The organism is Streptomyces sp. NPDC088746 (assembly GCF_044751065.1).
Taxonomy (GTDB): domain Bacteria; phylum Actinomycetota; class Actinomycetes; order Streptomycetales; family Streptomycetaceae; genus Streptomyces.
On sequence record NZ_JBIVLA010000008.1, the window covers coordinates 222,932 to 240,053 of the forward strand.

Here is a 17,122-nt window from a genome sequence, read left to right on the forward strand (position 1 = left end):
GTCCCGTTATATGCCCCGACGGTGTGAGCGCGTCGCCCAGGTGGACCGAGCCCCGGCTCTTCCCCGGTCCCCGCGCGTGCCCCTCCCCGGACGCAACGCGGCAGCCGAGGAAGTTACTCGTCGGCCGGTCCGTCCGAGGAGGCGTCGCGCCGCTGCGGGCGGCCGATGGCCACGGCACCGCGGAAACGGTCCGCCGAGAGGGTCGACATGGTGTCGAGCGACGAGTCGGGGACCGGCAGCAGGTGGGCGTCGACCCAGGTGTCCCCGGCGGCCGCCTGGGCCCACGGGTCCTCGATCACCACGGCGCCGGGCACGATTCCGTGGCAGAGCACCCAGTGCGGCACATCGAACCCCTGCATCCCGGCCAGCGAGACCAGGAGCAGCACGTGCTCGCGTCTGCCGATCGCGCTCCGGATCGCGGCGAGGGAGAGATGGCCCGGGTCGACCGGGACACCGGTCCGCCCGGCCTCCGCGCGCGACGTGCGCTGGAGCAGGGCCCGCCACTCCTGTTCCTCCTCCGTGTAGTGGTCGAGCAGGACGGGCCGGTCCGTATCGAGGTGGACCGTGACGGGGGACGACGGCCACGCCCGGCGCACGGCGACGCCCAGCCCGATCGGCTCGCACGCGGGGAAGTTGGTGGCGTCGCGCCACAGGGTCAGCTCCGCCTCGCGGTCGAGTGCCTCCCGGGGCAGTGTCCCCCCGTGCGCCTGCGCGACCAGGGCGGTGACGGCTCCGCACGTGAAGTGCGTGGTCTGCCCGTAGTACGGGGGCTCGGTTCCCGGCCCGTCGCACAGCCAGCGCACGTAACCGGTGCCGGGCCCTGCCCCGTCCTCCACCGGCAACAGCGGAGGCCGCAGGGGGGCGAATCCGGCGGCAGCCGCGGCCTCCGGGCTCGCCGTCCATCCTTCCCACTTGACCTGTACGAGCCCGCGGTCCCGTGCGTGCGCGACGACGGCCTCGACGGCCGCCGGCACGTCGCCGACCGCGTCGACGATCTTGAGGTATGCCGTGTGCGGGCGGGCCGTCACGAGCGCGGCGGCGACCGGGCCCGCACCCTCGTCACCCGGAACCGCCACAACGTGGGGGGCGTGGGCGGAGCGGTCGACCGTGTGCCAGCGCTCCGGGACCTCGTGCCCGAGACGCCCCAGTGGGCTCAGGGACGTGTCGGGCTCGAACGGGACCACGACACTTCTCACGGGCGTTCCCTGCGGGGACGGCATTCCGGCACTCCTTGGCGGGTCGGGGAGGTGAAGGACGGGTATTCGGGAGCGGGATCCAGCCCGTTCAGGCACGGGACCGCCGGAGCACCCAGACGAAGTACGGGGCGCCGACCAGGGCGATCATGAGACCCGCCGGCACCTGGGCCGGTACGACGACCGTGCGGCCGAGAGTGTCGGCCACACAGACCAGCAGTGCTCCGAGCAGCATCGCGACCGGGATCGACCGCCCGTGCCGGGCGCCCACCAGGGACCGGGCGAGGTGCGGGGCGACGAGCCCCACGAAGCCCACGACACCGACAGCGATCACACTGAGCGCCGCGAGCACCGCGGCGATGGCGAGTGCGGCGAAACGCGTGCGTTCCGGCCTGACGCCGACGACGCGCGGGGTGTCCTCGTCGACGGCGAGCAGGTCGAGATGGCGGCGCATGGCGAGCAGCACGGGAAGCGCGAGCGCCAGGGCCACCGCGACCGGTACGACGTCGGGGAACGTACGCCCGTAGGTCGTGCCGGAGAGCCAGGTGAAGATCCGCGGGGTGTTCCACGGGTCGGCGCGCAGCAGGAGGAAGGTGGTGACGGAGCTGATGCCGTACCCGCAGCCGATGCCGATCAGCACGAACCGGTCGGGCAGGAAGCCCCCGCGCCAGGACAGCAGGGCGATCAGCCCGAACGTGGCGAGTCCCGTCACGACCGCCGCCGCGATGAGCAGCGGCCGCCCGCCGGACAGGCCCGAGGTGACGACGGCCACCGCGCCCAGCCCGGCGCCCGCCGTGATGCCGAGCACGCCCGGCTCCGCCAGCGGATTGCGTACCGCGCCCTGTACGACGCATCCGGCCAGTCCGAGAGCCGCGCCGGCGAGGATCGCGGCGAGCACGCGCGGGACCCGGTCGTCGAGCGCCTGCCCGATGAGGTCGGGGGCGGCGCCCTGGGCCCAGAGCGCGAGGTCCCCAGTACGGAGCCAGAGGCTTCCCGCGAGGACCGCGACGAGAGCCGCCGCGGCCAGGAGTGCCACCGCGCCGAGCACGACGAGAAGGAAGGCGCGGCGCGACCGGGCCGCGACCCGTACGTGCGGTGGCTGACGGAGCCGGCCCGTGTCGCGGAGGCGGAGCGCGAGGACGACGATGACGACGGAGCCGAGCAGCGCGGTCGGCACGCCGGTGGGGATGGAGGCGGCCCCGTCAGCGCCCTGCAGCGCGCGCAGCGACGCGTCCGCGAGCAGGATGAGCAGCGCGCCGAGCAGTCCGGCCGCGGGCACCAGGAAGATGTGCCGCCGCAGCGCCCGGACCCGCCCCGCGATCAGCCGGGCGAACACGGGGGCGCCGAGACCGACGAAGGCGATCGGGCCCGCGAGCGTCACCGCCGTGCTGGTCATGACCACCGCGCAGATCACGGCGATCACCCGGGTGCTCCGGATCGGCACGCCGAGGGTGGACGCGGCGTCGTCGCCGAGGTTCATCACATCGAGCCTGCGGGACAGCGCCAGGGCGACGCAGAGCGCCACGGCCACGAGGGGGAAGGCGCGTACCGAGGCGTCGATGTTGATCTGGGCGAGCGAACCGCTCCCCCAGGCGAAGAGACCGGTCGTGTTCTGCTTGAACAGGATGAGGACCATCGCGGTCGCCGCGTCCAGGGCCATCGCCGTCGCCGATCCGGCGAGGATGAGACGGGTGCCGGTGGTGCCCGCGGCCCGGCCCGCGAGGAGCAGCACGAGTGCCGCCGCGGCCAGGCCGCCGGCGAACGCCACGGCGCCCGACGCCCAGAGCGGGACGGCGAGACCGAACGCCGCGACGAGCGAGAGCGTGAAGTAGGCCCCGGCCGTGACCGCGAGGGTGTCGGGGGAGGCGAGCGCGTTGTGCGTGACGGACTGGAGCAGCGCCCCGGCCGCGCCGAGTGCGATGCCCACCGCCACGCCCGCGAACAGGCGCGGCAGGCGCGAGCCGGTGAGGATCTCCCCGACCGGAGCCCCGCCGGTGTTCTCCCGTTCCCCGCCGAGGTACCGCACCAGGTCACCGACGCCGACACCCGAGGTCCCCTGCGTCAGATGCCACATGCCCACCAGGACGGTCACGACGAGAAGGAGCACGAGGACGGCCACCCCGGTGGGGCCGCTGCCGCGCTCGGCGCGCGGCAACGCTTCCCTCCGGGGTGCCGGTGTCAGCGTCGTGCTCACTTCTTGTCGAGTACGTCGACGTAGGCGTCGATCGCCTGCGCGCAGGAGCGCGGACCGCCGGCGCCCCACACCCGCGCCGGGAACGCGTGGGCGCGGCCTTCCTTCACGGCCGGCATGGTCTTCCAGAGCGGGTTCTTCTCCAGGGCGGCGACGTACCCGCCGGCTCCTTCGTCGTTGGCGTAGAAGAGGTTGGCGTTCCCCACCGAGGTCAGTCCCTCGACGTCGGTCTGCGCGAGGCCGTACGAGGGGTCGACTCCCCCGTCGCCGTGCGCCTTGTTGACGTCGTTGGTCCACGCGGGGTTCATGCCGAGCTCTTTGCCGATCTCGGTGAACAGGGCGCCGTCGCTGTAGGGGCGGACGGTGAGGTTGCCGCCCTCCAGCCATCCGTCGAAGAACAGGAAGTCCTTGGTCGGCAGATCGGCGTCGGTGACCTGCTTCTTGGCCGTCGCGAGGTGCGCGTCGAACTCCTCGAGCACCTGGTCGGCCCGTTCGGTGCGCCCCGTGGCCTTGCCGATCATGCTGAACACGTCCCGCATGTTCCCGATCGGGTCCTTCGGGTCCGCCCCCCGCGTGGCCATCACGGGGACGCCCCGCTTCTCCAGCTTCGCGATGGTCTCGTCGTCGGCGTCGAACGCCTCCACCACGATGAGGTCGGGCTTCGCCGCGTAGAGGGTGTCGAGGTCGGGCTCCTCACGGGTACCGATGTCGGTCACCCCGCCGGGCAGCTTCTCCGCGCTGACCCAGGTGCTGTAACCCTTGGCGTCGGCGACGGCGGTGGGGGTGACGCACAGGGTCAGCGCGTCCTCGACCTGCTGCCACTCCAGGACCGCGATCCGTTCGGCGGGCTTGTCGAGCTTCACCAGACGGCCCACACCGTCCTTGAAGGAGACAGGCTTCGTCGAGGTGGTCGTGGTGTCCTGGGCGCAGCTCTCCGAGGCGGGCGCCGCGTCGGCGCTGCTGCCGGCGCCGGCCTTGTCGACGGTGGTCGTGCCGCAGGCCGTTGCGGCGAGGACTATGAGCCCTGCGGAGGCTGACGCCGCCAGGCGACGGGCACGGTTCATGAACGGTCCTCTTTCTTGCGATGAGTCGCGGCGGCGGATGCGCCGCTTCAGGCGGGGGGCGTACGACCGCTCCGGCCGGGGTGGCGTAGGGGCTTCAGCCGGGGTGGCGTACGGGCTTCACTCGGGATGGCGTCCGGCGCTTCAGCCGGGGTGGCGTCCGATCGGGTCGATACGGAGGCGGCCCGTGCGGGGGTCGACGCCGACCTCCACACGGATGTCGTAGACCTCGCCGATGTTCTGCGCCGTGAGGACGTCGGCGGGTGCGCCCGCCGCGTGCACACGGCCGGAGCGCATCAGGACCAGCGTGTCCGCGACGCGGGACGCCTGGTCGAGGTCGTGCAGCACGATCCCGACGGCGATGCCGTGCTCCTCGACGAGATCGCGCACCAGGTCGAGCGTCTCGACCTGGTAGCGCAGGTCCAGGTGGTTGGTCGGTTCGTCCAGCAGCACGACGCCGGTGTCCTGGGCCAGGCAGGCCGCGAGCCAGACCCGCTGCATCTCCCCGCCGGAGAGCTCCCCGACCGGCCGCCCGGCCATGTCCCGTACACCGGTCACGCCCATGGCGTGATCGACGGCACTCCGGTCCTCGGCGGTCGGTCCGGCGAAGCCCCGCCGGTAGGGGTGGCGGCCGAACGCCACGACCTCCGCGACCGTCAGCCCTTGGGGCGAGGGCCGCGACTGGGAGAACAGCGTGACCTCGCGGGCGAACTGACGGGCGCTGAGCAGGGCCGCGTCACGCTCGGACGGTCCGCCGGGGGCGCCGAGCGTCACCCGGCCGCCGTCCACCCGGTGCAGACGCGACAGCGCGCGCAGCAGCGTGGACTTCCCGCTGCCGTTCGGCCCCACCAGAGCGGTCGCGCGGCCGGGTTCCAGGGCCAGCGAGACGCCGTGGACGACCTGTGTGCCGCTGTACCGCAGTACCAGGTCGTGCCCGTTGAGGGTGGCCGCCGGCATGGCGGCGTCGGCCGCCGCGCGACCGGCGCGCCGGGAGGGGCTCGTGAACATGGGGTGGGTCCGGACGTTCGGAGGGGCAGGGACAGCGGCACCCTCCGTCCGGATGTCACCGGCCGGGCATCGGACTCCCCGCGCACGGAAGCACCGTGCGCGGCGAGGTAGAACTTAGGGTCGCCTAACTACGAGAAGGGTATGTTCCGGTTGCCACGTCGGCAATCAGGAGTTTTGGACAGGCAATACGGGATTCCGGACATCCCCGGATGAGTTGTCGGCCGCGTCGAAGTAAGCGCCCGGCGTGGTGCCCATGACCCTCCGGAAGGAGGCGATGAAGGTGCTGGGCTGCGCATAGCCGAGCGACTCGGAGACGGACGCCACGTCGAGTCCCTCGGAGAGGAGCGTCAGCGCCCGGTGCACCCGCAGCACCTGCCGCCACTGCGCGAAGGACAGGCCCGTCGCCTGGCGGAACGCGCGGGTGACCGTACGGTCGCTGACCCCCAGCCGGCGCGCCCACTCCTCCAGCGAGCGGCAGTCGGCGGGATCGTCCAGCAGCGCTTCGGCGATGGCGTCGATCCGGGGGTCACCGGGCAACTGCAGCACCAACTGGCGTTCCGACGGCCGGAGCACGTCGAACACGACCGACTCCGCACGCGCTCTGGCCGCCGCGTCGAGATCCGCGCGGGACAGATGGTCCAGCAGCGACTCCAGCAGCGGCGTCATCGCGATCGCCTTCGGCTCCTCGAACGCGAACGGCGCGCGGTCGGGGGCGAAGAAGGCCTCGTGGAACCTGGCGCCCGCCGTCGCCCTGCCGCCGTGCACCAATCCGGCGGGCATCCACAGCCCCTGCCCGTCGGACACGGTGAAGACGCGATCCGCCACCCGGGACGTCAGCGTCCCCCCGCGTACCCAGACGAGCTCGTGGAGGGAGTGCGAGTGGGGCGCCCACTCCGTGGGAACGGGAGGTATCTGCAGCCCCGCGATGATGGCGAACGGGGCCGTCGCCTGCTCGTGGAGCGGCGCGACCCGGCGCACGACGGTGCCCGCCTCGCGCCGCCACATCCCGGGGCGCGCGTCGCCATGGGACGGTCGGACCATGGCGACGACTCTATCCGGCCACCCCCCGCTCCCCGTCCGCCGCCTGTACGTTCGCCCCTGCACGGCGACCCCCGCACTCACGAGGAGCTCTCCATGACCGAGGAACTGCCCGGCCAGGGCCCGCTGGACGCGCTGACGGACGTGGCCGGGATCCGCGTCGGCCACGCCGGGGTGCCGGGCGAGGGCGCGCTGAGCGGGACCACCGTCGTCCTGGCCCCCCAGGGGGGAGCGGTGGCGGCCGTCGACGTACGCGGCGGAGGCCCCGGCACCAGGGAGACGGACGCGCTCGATCCGCGCAACCTGGTGCAGCGGATCGACGCGGTCGTCCTGACCGGCGGCAGCGCGTACGGCCTCGACGCCGCGTCCGGCGTGATGGCCTGGCTCGAGGAGCAGGGGCGCGGCGTCCGGGTCGGCCCGGACCCCTCCCAGGTGGTCCCGGTGGTGCCGGCGGCCTGCCTCTTCGATCTGGGGCGGGGCGGCGAGTGGCGGGCCCGCCCCGACGCGTCGACCGGCCGCGCCGCCGTGGAGGCCGCCGCCGCGTCCGAGCCGGGCGCGCGGGTGCCCGAGGGCTCGGTGGGCGCGGGTACGGGAGCGGTGGCCGGGCAGGTCAAGGGGGGTGTCGGCACCGCGAGCGTGCGCCTGCCCTCCGGGGCCACGGTCGCCGCTCTGGCCGTCGTCAACGCGGCGGGCTCCGTCCTGGATCCGCGGACCGGGGTGCTGTACGGCGAGTACGGCGCGGGAGAGCCGCCCGTACCCCCCGCGCCCGCCGTGCACGAAGCCGCGCACCGGCGGCTGGCGGAGATCCGGGGCGCGCGGGCGGACCGGGCGGAGGAGGCCGGCGGCGCCTTCAACACCACGATCGCCGTGGTCGCGACCGACGCCGGCCTCACCCGGGCCCAGGCGCAGAAGCTCGCGGGCACGGCGCACGACGGGCTGGCGCGCGCCGTCCGGCCGGTCCACCTGCTCACCGACGGGGACACGGTCTTCGCCCTCTCCACCGGCCGCCTGCCGTTGCCACAGGAGCCCGTCGCCGCGCTCAACGACATCCTGGCGGCGGGGGCGGACACCCTGGCCCGCGCCATCGTGAAGGCCGTCAGGGCTGCACGGGGTGCCGACGGCCCCGGCGGCACGTTCCCCTCGTACAGCGAGCTCTACGGCGCATCCTGAAGCGGCCCGGAACCTCTTGCGCGCATCCCGTGACAGCCGGGAACTTTCCGCGTGCCCGGTACGTTTTTTGCGAACCCCGGTCACGATGTCAGACCCAGGGACTACGTTATGCACGCATCGGGTAACACGCGGCGACGGCCTGGAGACAGCACCTTGAGCGATCCGTACGAGACAACCGAGCAGCACCTCGAGCGACTCCTGCGACGCGCCCTCAACTCCTTCGACCTGTCCGACACGACGGTCGACCGGCTAGGGACGGCACTGGCGCACAGCAGCTCCCTGCACTCGTCCCACCACAGTTCCGCACTCCACCGCGAGACCTACCGGCACACGTATCTGCTCTCCGACGGCACCACACTCACCCTGTGGGAGCTGGTCCACGGCGGCGGCAGGGACGTCCCGGCCCCTCGCAGCCACGAGCTGTACGACGACGAGGGCGACGCCCAGCTCGCCGCCGCGCGCCTCGCCGGCAGCTTCTGGGACACCCCCGCCCTCGGTGACGACAGCCTGCGGGAGGACCTGGAGGCGCTCACCCTGCTCATGAGCGTCCCCCCGGCCCCCCTGCCCCGCATGTACGCCCCGGACAATTCGGCGGACCACGCCCGCCGCGTCCTGCGCCGCGCGGAGAACGGCGACCGGCCGGGCGCCTCGACGGCCGGACTCCTCCGGGCCGCCTTCGCCCACCACATCACCCAGGTCTTCGGCCGCCAGTACCACGTCGACGGACGGGACGCCGGTTTCACGCTCTACGAGCACGCCTTCCTGCTCCTGGACGGCAGCGAGACGAGCCTGTGGGAGGTCGAGCACACGGCCACACCCGACGGCCGGCACATGTGCGAGGTGTACGACGACGAGCAGAGCGCCCGCATGGCCATGGAGAACCGCACCCGGATCTGCTGACCCGGCCGTCCGGTTCAGCTCGTCAGCACGGGCTCCTTCCGGGCCTCGCCGTCCTGAGGCTCTCCGGGGCCCGTGTCCTCGTCCACGCCGCCCTCCAGATGCAGCTGGGGCCTGGCAGGCAGGGCGAACATCACGAGGAAGATCACCGCGAGTACCCCGGCCACCCACCACAGCGACTGCTGGAACGCGTCCACGAACGCCGCACCCATCGCTTCCGGCGGCAGCCGGTCGCTGATCGAGCCGAAGAAGACGACCGAGACGAGGCCGAGCCCGAGCGCCGTGCCCATCTGCTGCACGGTGTTGATCAGCCCGGATGCCGAGCCGGAGTGCTCCTTCGGCACTCCGGAGAGCACCGTGTCCGTCAGCGGGGCCACGATCAGCCCCATGCCCACGCCCATGACCACCAGCGGGAGCGCCATCTGCCAGGGGCTGATGGCCAGTCCGTAGCGTCCGGCCTCCCAGATGTAGAGCAGCAGCCCGGCGATCATCAGCAGGGCGCCGGCCTGCAGCACCTTACGGCCGAAACGGGGCACCAGCTTCTGCACGGAGATCCCCGCCGCGGCCGAGACGGCGACCGAGAACGGGATCCCGGTCGAACCGGCGCGCAGGGCGCTCCAGCCGAGTCCCATCTGAAGGTAGAGCGTCCAGACCAGGAAGAAGATGCCCAGGGCGATCCCGAAGGTCAGCTGCACGGCGGTGCCCGCGGCGAAGCTCTTCACCCGGAACAGCGAGAGTTCGATGAGCGGCGAGCCGTCCCGGTGCGCCTTCCCGCGCTCGAACACGATGAGCGCCGCGAACACCAGGAGGCTGGCGGCCATCGACAGATGGCCCCACAGCGGCCAGCCCAGCTCGCGTCCCCGGGTCAGCGGGTAGAGCAGCATGAGGAGGCCGAGCGTCACCAGGGCGACGCCGGTCAGGTCCAGCCGGAGCGCCTTCGGCGCCTTGGACTCGCTGATGAACTTCCGCCCGAGCACCAGTCCGGCGATGCCGACGGGCAGGTTGATCAGGAAGATCGGCCGCCACTCCAGGCCGAAGAAGTTCCACTCGGTGAGCAGGGCGCCCAGCAGCGGCCCGGACACCGCGCCCAGCCCGACGATCGCGCCGAACAGGCCGAAGACCTTGCCGCGCTCGTGCGCCGGGAAGGTGGCGTGCACGATCGACAGCACCTGCGGCACCATTAGCGCGGCCATACCGCCCTGCAGGATGCGCGAGGCGACCAGCATCTCCGGGTTCACGGCGAAGCCGCAGAGGGCCGAGGCGATCGTGAAGCCCCCTATGCCGACGAGAAAGAGCCGCTTGCGGCCGTAGATGTCACCGAGCCGGCCACCCGTGATCAGGCCGGCCGCGAAGGCCAGCGCGTATCCGGCGGTGATCCACTGGATCGATGTGAACGAGGCGCCGGTGTCCCGCGTGATGCTCGGGATCGCGATATTGACGATCGTGACGTCCACCAGGTCCATGAAGGCCGCGGTCATCACGATCGCGAGCGCGAACCAGCGGCGCCGGTCCGCCGCGTCCTGCGGCGTGGCCGGCCCTGTCGACGCCGGGTGGGCGGCTGCCGTGACCGGCAGAGATTCGGATGAGGTCATGGGCAGAAGCTAGAGGCCCAACAGGTCAGATAGTGACCTAATGGACGGGCATGCTGTCCCCATGACCGACACCCCGGCACGACTGCTGAAACTGCTGTCGCTCCTCCAGACACCTCGCGAGTGGCCGGGCAGCGAGCTGGCCGAGCGGCTCGACGTCACCGCGCGCACCATCCGCCGCGACATCGACCGGCTCCGCGACCTCGGCTATCCGGTCGAGGCGTCGCGGGGCTCGGTCGGCGGCTACCGCCTGGTCGCGGGCACCGCCATGCCGCCGCTCCTCCTCGACGACGAGGAGGCGGTGGCCATCGCGGTGGGCCTGCGTGCCGGGGCCGGTCACGCCATCGAAGGCGTCGACGAGGCATCCGTACGGGCGCTGGCCAAGCTGGAGCAGGTGCTCCCGTCACGGCTGCGGCACCGGGTCTCCTCCCTGCAGAACGCCACCGTGCCGCTCACCCGCGGCGACGGTTCGACCATCGACCCCCGCACGCTCACGGCGATCGCCTCGGCGGTCACCGGGCGGGAGCGGCTGCGCTTCGCCTACCGCTCCGGGGACGGCACCGCCTCCAAGCGGCAGGTCGAGCCGTACCGGCTGGTGAGCACGGGCAGCCGCTGGTATCTCGTGGCGTACGACATGGACCGCGAGGACTGGCGCACCTTCCGGGTGGACCGGGTGAGCGAGCCGTTCGCCACCGGCTCCCGGTTCACCCCGCGCGAGCTGCCCACCGGCAGCGGGGACGCGGCGGAGTTCTTCGCCGCGTCGATGTCGCGCACACAGCCCGAGCTGCGCCTCGACGTGACCTTCCGGGCCTCGGCGGGCTTCGTGGCGGCACGGCTGCCCTCGACGCTCGGCCCGGTGGAGCCGACGGGTGAGCGGAGCTGCCGGCTGCGCACGGCCTCCGCCGACTCGATGGAGTGGGTGGCGCTGCGGCTGGCACTCGTGGACTGCGAGTTCGAGGTGCACGGGCCCCCGCACCTGGTGGAGCACCTCAGCGGCCTGGGCGCCCGCCTGACCCGCGCCGCGTCGCCCCGGCCGGCGGAGGGGGGACGTGAAGGTTGAGGGACGGACGTGAAAGCTGCGGTGCGGACATGAATGAGCCCCGGCGCCGGGGGGGGGGTGGGCGCCGGGACTCAGCTCAGGGGACCGGAAAGGAGACCGGTCGTCGGGCCGGTGCGAACCGGCTTGATGGGGAGATTACGGGTTATCGGCTCACGCCGCAGCGTCAAAGCCCGTGTCGTGAGCCATTCGCTTCAATTCGAGCAGTGCGTGCTTCTCGATCTGGCGGATCCGCTCCCGCGTCAGACCGTGCTGCTTGCCCACCTCGGTGAGGGTCCGCTCGCGGCCGTCCTCGATGCCGTACCGCATCTTGATGATGGAGGCGGTGCGGTTGTCGAGCTTGGAGATCAGGTCCTCGAGCTCCTCGCTGCGCAGCAGCGTCATCACGGACTGCTCGGGCGACACGGCGGAGGTGTCCTCCAGCAGGTCCCCGAACTGCGTGTCGCCGTCGTCGTCCACGGACATGTTCAGGCTGACCGGGTCACGGGCCCAGTCCAGGACGTTGCCCACGCGCTCGGCGTTGGAGTCGAGCTCGGCGGCGATCTCCGTGTGGTCCGGGTCCCGCCCGTGCTCACGGTTGAACTCACGCTGCACGCGCCGGATCCTGCCGAGCTCCTCCACGAGGTGGACGGGGAGCCGGATGGTGCGGGACTGGTCGGCGATGGAGCGGGTGATGGCCTGCCGGATCCACCAGGTGGCGTACGTCGAGAACTTGAAGCCCTTGGCGTAGTCGAACTTCTCGACCGCGCGCACCAGGCCGGCATTCCCCTCCTGGATCAGGTCGAGCAGGGGCAGACCCGCCCTGGGGTAGCGCCTGGCCACGGCAACGACGAGCCGGAGGTTGGAGCGGATGAATATGTCCTTGGCGCGCTCGCTCTCGGCGACCAGCGCCTCCAGCTCCTCACGCTTCGCTCCGCCGGCCTCGCTCTCCACCACTCCGTCGAGGATCTGCTGGGCGTAGACGCCCGCCTCGATCGTCTGTGAGAGCTCGACCTCCTTGGCGGCGTCGAGCAGCGGTGTGCGAGCGATCTCGTCCAGGTACATGCCGACCAGGTCGCGATCGGCGATCTCCCCGCCCACGGCGCGAACACTGCTTGCCCGGTCGGTCCCGCCGGTACTGGCGGACGAACGACGGGCGACGGCACGGGTTGCCATGCGTGCTCCCTTGCTGAGTAGGTCGCGACACCCTCCCGGGTGCCCTGCATCCGATGGAAACAACGACTGGAATCCGGACAGAATTCCCACGGGGGCCATTCACTTTCGAGATCATGCAGTACCCTGTCGCCCCCAACCCGAGGACACAAGGTGCAGATACCCACAGAAGTGCAGGTCAGGCCCGGTGTGGAAGCCGACCTGAAGGCCCTGACGGACATCTACAACCATTACGTCCGTGAGACCGCGCTCACTTTCGACACGGTTGCCTTCACCCCGGAGGAGCGCCTGCCCTGGTTGCGCTCCCATCCGGAAGACGGCCCTCACCGGCTCCTGGTTGCTCTGGACCCGAGTACCCGGGACAACGCTCCGCATGTCCTCGGCTATGCCACCAGCAGCCCGTTCCGCCCCAAGGCGGCCTACAGCACCTCGGTCGAGGTGAGCGTGTACTGCTCCCCCGACGCGACGGGCTGCGGCATCGGCACACTCCTGTACAAGGCGCTGTTCGAAGCCCTCGCCGACGAGGACATCCGCCGCGCGTACGCCGGGATCGCGCAGCCGAACGAGGCCTCGGCCCGGCTGCACCACGCCTTCGGCTTCCGGCACGTCGGCACCTACACGGAGGTGGGCCGGAAGTTCGGCAAGGTACTGGGACGTGGCCTGGTACGAGAAGCCGCTGCTCAGCCGAACTGCAACGAGCGCTTCGCCAGACCCAGCCAGAAGCCGTCGATGACGCTGCGCCCCTGGTCGAGCTCACCCTCGGCCGCACCGAGGGTGACGAACAGCGGAGCGAAGTGCTCCGTACGGGGATGCGCCAGCCGGCCCGCCGGCGACGCGTGCTCGAAGTCCAGCAGGGAGTCGACGTCCTGCGCCTGGAGCGCACGCTGCCCCCAGTCGTCGAACTCCGCGGACCAGCCGGGGACGCCGCCACCGGTGTGCCGCAGCGCCGCCAGGTTGTGCGTGAAGAAGCCGCTCCCCACGATCAGCACACCCTCGTCACGCAGCGGCGCGAGCTTGCGCCCGATGGCCATCAGCTTCTGCGGGTCGAGCGTCGGCATCGAGATCTGGAGCACGGGGATGTCGGCGCCCGGGAACATCTCGACCAGCGGCACGTACGCCCCGTGGTCGAGGCCCCGGTCGGGGATGTCCTGGACCGGTGTCCCGGCGCCACGCAGCAGCTTGCGGACGTCGTCCGCGAGCTTCGGGGCTCCCGGGGCGGCGTACGTCACCTGGTAGTAGTGCTCGGGGAATCCCCAGAAGTCGTGGACCAGTGGCACGGTCTCGGTGGCGCCGAGAGCGAGCGGGGCCTCCTCCCAGTGCGCGGAGACCATCAGGATCGCCTTGGGCCGCGGCAGCCCCGCCGACCAGGCGGCGAGCTCGCCGGGCCAGACCGGGTCGTCGGCGAGCGGCGGCGCACCGTGGGAGAGGTAGAGGGCGGGCATACGTTCCGCGGCGGTTGTCATGACGCTCCCATTCCTCTGCCGATCAAGGTATGTGTGTTCACTACAGGTACCGGGAACCGGCATCTGCGCGAGCACCGGGGATTCGCGACCGGCTCTTCGGACCCGAGTCTTTGAATCTTCAAGTTCCAACTACCGGAGACCTTAGCTCTATCTAGTTCAACTTTCAAGAAAAGGTCGTACAGTGGAGTACATGACCACGGCATCCCCCGGCGGGCCCCGGTGGCTCACCGACGAAGAGCAGGGCGTGTGGCGCGCCTATCTCCACGCCACCACGCTCATGGAGGACCATCTCGACCGCCAGCTGCAGCGCGACGCCGGCATGCCGCACGTCTACTACGGACTGCTCGTCAACCTCTCCCAGGCCCCCCGGCGGCGGAAGCGCATGACCGAGCTGGCCAAGGACGCCAAGATCACCCGGTCCCGCCTCTCGCACGCCGTCGCCCGGCTGGAGAAGAACGGCTGGGTACGCCGCGAGGACTGCCCCTCCGACAAGCGCGGCCAGAACGCGATCCTCACCGACGAGGGCTACGCCATGCTGGCGCGGTCCGCACCGGGGCACGTCGAAGCCGTACGCCAGGCGATGTTCGCGCGGCTCAGCCCCCAGCAGGTGCAGAGTCTCGGGGAGATCATGCAGGTCATCGCGACCGGGCTTCAGCCGGAGGGCACGGACGCGGATCTGCCCTGGCTCCGCTGAGCGGAACCAGGGCAGACGTGCGGGGCCGTGCGCTCAGTGCGCGACGACCGGGATCTTGAACTCGTCCTCGATCCCGTCCGCCAGGTCCTCCGAGCCGCTCGCGGCGCCGGTGCCCGGACGTCCGGTGTTGATGAGGGTCACCGCGATCGCCGAGGCGGCGACCAGGATGCCGACCGCCCACCAGATGGCGCTCGCGAAGCCGGCGACCATGGCCTGCAGCTGGAGCAGCTTCGGGTCGCTCGCACCGGCGGCGTGATCGGCGATGTACGCGGTGGTGGCACCGGCGGCGATGGTGTTGAGCAGCGCCGTACCGATGGCCCCGCCGACCTGCTGCGAGGTGTTCACCATCGCGGAGGCCACCCCCGCGTCACGCGGCTCGATGCCGTGCGTGGCCAGCGACATGGCCGGCATGAACGCCGTGCCCATGCCCAGGCCGAGCAACAGCTGGCCCGGCAGGATGACCGCCGCGTACGAGGTGTTGATGTCCAGCTGGGTCAGCAGCAGCATGCCGACGGCCGCCACCAGGAACCCGGGGCCCATCAGCAGCCTCGGCGGGACCCGGGTCATCAGCCGGGCGCCGATCTGCGTGGAACCGGTGATCATGCCGACGATCATCGGCATGAACGCGAAGCCGGTCTTGACCGGCGAGTATCCCTTGACCACCTGGAGGTAGTACGTCAGGAAGAGGAAGAGCCCGAACATCGCGATGATGGCGAGGCCGAGCGAGAGGTAGACCCCTCCACGGTTGCGCTCGGTCAGGACGCGCAGCGGCAGCAGCGGCGACTTCACACGCGCCTCGGTGACGACGAAGGCGAGCAGCAGCACGGCGGCCGCGACGAACATGCCGATGGTCAGCGAGTCCGACCAGCCGGCCGACTCGGCGCGGGTGAAGCCGTACACCAGCGCGACCAGGCCCAGGGTGGAGAGGACGACGCCGGGGATGTCGAGCGCCGAGCGGTTGCGGCTGCCGGCCGGCTCGCGGATGACGAAGTAGGCACCGGCGGCGGCGACGATCGCGAACGGGATGTTGACGAAGAAGGTCCAGCGCCAGTTCAGGTACTCGGTCAGGAAGCCGCCCAGGATCAGGCCGACCGCGCCACCGCCGCCGGCGATGGCCCCGTAGATACCGAAGGCCTTGGCGCGCTCCTTGGCGTCCGTGAACATCACGGCGAGCAGGGAGAGGGCCGCGGGGGCGAGCAGTGCGCCGAAGACACCCTGGAGGGCGCGGGAGCCGAACATCATCGCCTCACCCGTCGCCGCGCCGCCGAGCGCGGAGGCCGCGGCGAAGCCGAGCAGGCCCACGACGAAGGTGCGCTTACGGCCCCACAGGTCGGCGATGCGTCCGCCGAAGAGGAGGAGACCGCCGAACGCGAGGGCGTAGGCGGTGATGACCCACTGCTTGTTGCCCTCGGAGATGCCCAGGTCGGTCTGGGCGGAGGGCAGGGCGATGTTCACGATGGTCGCGTCGAGCACGACCATCAGCTGGGCGAGGGCGATGAAGGCCAGCGCTTTCCAGCGGCTGGGATCCGGAAGGGTGCCGGCTGTTTTCGACATGGGAGTAGCCACCTAAGGACACGAGGAGTCGCGGGTCCGGCGCACGGGCCGCGAACGGACCGGCGTACGGAACCGGAAAAGGGCGAACGGTGCCGACGGCCGGACGCGTGAGGTCCGGGCCGGCTGTCAGGGCTGGTGCGGCCGCCGAGGGCCGCTTACTGAGGTCTGTGGGTCGGGGTTCTCCGGTGCGCGGGGGTCAGCGCCCGCTGCGCAGGTCCTCCAAGGTCGCCGCCGATCCGGGCAGCTCGGAGCGGGCCGGGGCTTCCAGACCGTCCAGGAACAGCTGCAGATGACGGTGGGTGAACCGGTCGATGTCCAGGCAGGCGATGCCGGGCAGCGGCCGGGTGAGCTGGGAGAGGGCGACGAGTACGTCACCGACGGCGATGTCGGTGCGCAGCCTCCCCGCGGACATGGCACGCTCCACGAGCCCTTCGACGGCCTCTTCGAGGCGCCGGCGCTCGGCGAGCAGTTCGGGATGGTCGGTGTCGAAGCCGCCGGACAGCATCGGGCACAGGGCGCCGATCCGTTCGTCGGCCGCCGCGTGCACGAAGCGGCTGAGGGCGGCGAAGGGGTCGGACTCGGCCGCGACGGCCTCCTCCACCCGGTCGGTGGTGCGGGAGGTGACGGCGAGGACGACCTCGTGGATCAGGGCCGCCCGGTCGGGGAAGTTCCGGTAGAGCGTGGCGTTGCCGACTCCTGCCCTCCGCGCGACCTCGTCGAGCGGCACATCCGGGCCGAACTCGACGAACATCTCGCGCGCGGCCGCCACGATCCGCTCCCGGTTGCGCAGCGCGTCGGCCCGCGGGCGGGACGTACGGCGCTGTGCGGCGCAGGTGTCGGCGGAGACGACGGGCTTCACGGCTTCCCTTTCCGGTGGGTGACCGGCCCCGGCGTCAACCGGGGACCGTTTCCCCGTTTCGCGGGGACACAGGTGCAAACGGGGAGGGGGTCCCCGGTTATTTCTCATCCCCATGTGACCTGCGTCACGTGAACGCCGTGACGGAAACCCTCCATCGGCGCACCCAGCGAGCGGTCCCCCACGACCCGGCAGAGGC

General features: G+C 71.7%; 14 protein-coding genes and 1 pseudogene. 5 read left to right on the forward strand and 10 right to left on the reverse strand.

The genetic code is table 11. The annotated features are described in order from the left end of the window. Positions 1-113: 113 nt before the first annotated feature. From ACIP63_RS30625 to ACIP63_RS30645, 5 genes are all read right to left on the reverse strand, one after another. A complete protein-coding gene (locus tag ACIP63_RS30625) occupies positions 114-1,220 on the reverse strand; it encodes a peptidase C39 family protein (protein WP_401522067.1) in 1,107 nt (368 codons plus the stop codon). A 64-nt stretch (positions 1,221-1,284) separates the two neighbouring features. Continuing rightward, positions 1,285-3,387: an iron ABC transporter permease gene (locus tag ACIP63_RS30630; RefSeq protein ID WP_401522069.1), complete on the reverse strand. Its 2,103-nt coding sequence runs from the start codon at positions 3,385-3,387 to the stop codon at positions 1,285-1,287. Continuing rightward, positions 3,384-4,448, reverse strand: a complete 1,065-nt coding sequence (locus tag ACIP63_RS30635; protein WP_401522071.1) for an iron-siderophore ABC transporter substrate-binding protein — start codon at positions 4,446-4,448, stop codon at positions 3,384-3,386. Before ACIP63_RS30635 ends, ACIP63_RS30630 begins: the two co-directional genes overlap by 4 nt. Before the next feature lie 141 nt (positions 4,449-4,589). Then, positions 4,590-5,453 (reverse strand): ABC transporter ATP-binding protein, encoded by an 864-nt coding sequence (locus ACIP63_RS30640; RefSeq protein ID WP_401522074.1) that lies wholly within the window; start codon positions 5,451-5,453, stop codon positions 4,590-4,592. 165 nt (positions 5,454-5,618) lie between these two features. After that, on the reverse strand, positions 5,619-6,494 hold the full coding sequence (locus ACIP63_RS30645) for a helix-turn-helix domain-containing protein (RefSeq protein ID WP_401522076.1): 876 nt from the start codon (positions 6,492-6,494) through the stop codon (positions 5,619-5,621). Positions 6,495-6,587: 93 nt separating this feature from the next. On the opposite strand from ACIP63_RS30645, the gene ACIP63_RS30650 reads away from it, so the two are divergent. After that, a complete protein-coding gene (locus tag ACIP63_RS30650) occupies positions 6,588-7,661 on the forward strand; it encodes a P1 family peptidase (protein ID WP_401522078.1) in 1,074 nt (357 codons plus the stop codon). A 153-nt stretch (positions 7,662-7,814) separates the two neighbouring features. Then, on the forward strand, positions 7,815-8,561 hold the full coding sequence (locus tag ACIP63_RS30655; protein WP_401522080.1) for a DUF6227 family protein: 747 nt from the start codon (positions 7,815-7,817) through the stop codon (positions 8,559-8,561). A gap of 14 nt (positions 8,562-8,575) precedes the next feature. On the opposite strand, the gene ACIP63_RS30660 is transcribed toward ACIP63_RS30655, so the two are convergent. Then, positions 8,576-10,150, reverse strand: a complete 1,575-nt coding sequence (locus ACIP63_RS30660; protein ID WP_401522082.1) for an MFS transporter — start codon at positions 10,148-10,150, stop codon at positions 8,576-8,578. A gap of 61 nt (positions 10,151-10,211) precedes the next feature. Between ACIP63_RS30660 and ACIP63_RS30665 the strand changes: the two genes are divergently transcribed. Beyond that, entirely contained in the window at positions 10,212-11,207 is a 996-nt protein-coding gene (locus ACIP63_RS30665) for a helix-turn-helix transcriptional regulator (RefSeq protein WP_401522085.1), read from the forward strand. 150 nt (positions 11,208-11,357) lie between these two features. Here ACIP63_RS30665 and ACIP63_RS30670 read toward each other — a convergent pair whose 3' ends face one another. Next, entirely contained in the window at positions 11,358-12,359 is a 1,002-nt protein-coding gene (locus ACIP63_RS30670) for an RNA polymerase sigma factor RpoD/SigA (protein ID WP_401522087.1), read from the reverse strand. Positions 12,360-12,509: 150 nt separating this feature from the next. Between ACIP63_RS30670 and ACIP63_RS30675 the strand changes: the two are divergent. After that, positions 12,510-13,089 (forward strand): annotated as a pseudogene (locus ACIP63_RS30675) (GNAT family N-acetyltransferase). Here the strand turns inward: ACIP63_RS30675 and ACIP63_RS30680 are convergent. Then, on the reverse strand, positions 13,037-13,819 hold the full coding sequence (locus ACIP63_RS30680) for a dioxygenase (RefSeq protein WP_401522089.1): 783 nt from the start codon (positions 13,817-13,819) through the stop codon (positions 13,037-13,039). The pseudogene ACIP63_RS30675 and the gene ACIP63_RS30680 sit on opposite strands and share 53 nt — an antisense overlap. Before the next feature lie 181 nt (positions 13,820-14,000). Here ACIP63_RS30680 and ACIP63_RS30685 point away from each other — a divergent pair, with 181 nt between their 5' ends. Further along, positions 14,001-14,513: a MarR family winged helix-turn-helix transcriptional regulator gene (locus tag ACIP63_RS30685; RefSeq protein WP_401522092.1), complete on the forward strand. Its 513-nt coding sequence runs from the start codon at positions 14,001-14,003 to the stop codon at positions 14,511-14,513. Positions 14,514-14,546: 33 nt separating this feature from the next. Here ACIP63_RS30685 and ACIP63_RS30690 read toward each other — a convergent pair whose 3' ends face one another. After that, on the reverse strand, positions 14,547-16,067 hold the full coding sequence (locus ACIP63_RS30690; RefSeq protein WP_401522099.1) for an MFS transporter: 1,521 nt from the start codon (positions 16,065-16,067) through the stop codon (positions 14,547-14,549). Positions 16,068-16,263: 196 nt separating this feature from the next. Continuing rightward, entirely contained in the window at positions 16,264-16,926 is a 663-nt protein-coding gene (locus tag ACIP63_RS30695; RefSeq protein ID WP_401522102.1) for a TetR/AcrR family transcriptional regulator, read from the reverse strand. Positions 16,927-17,122 lie beyond the last annotated feature (196 nt).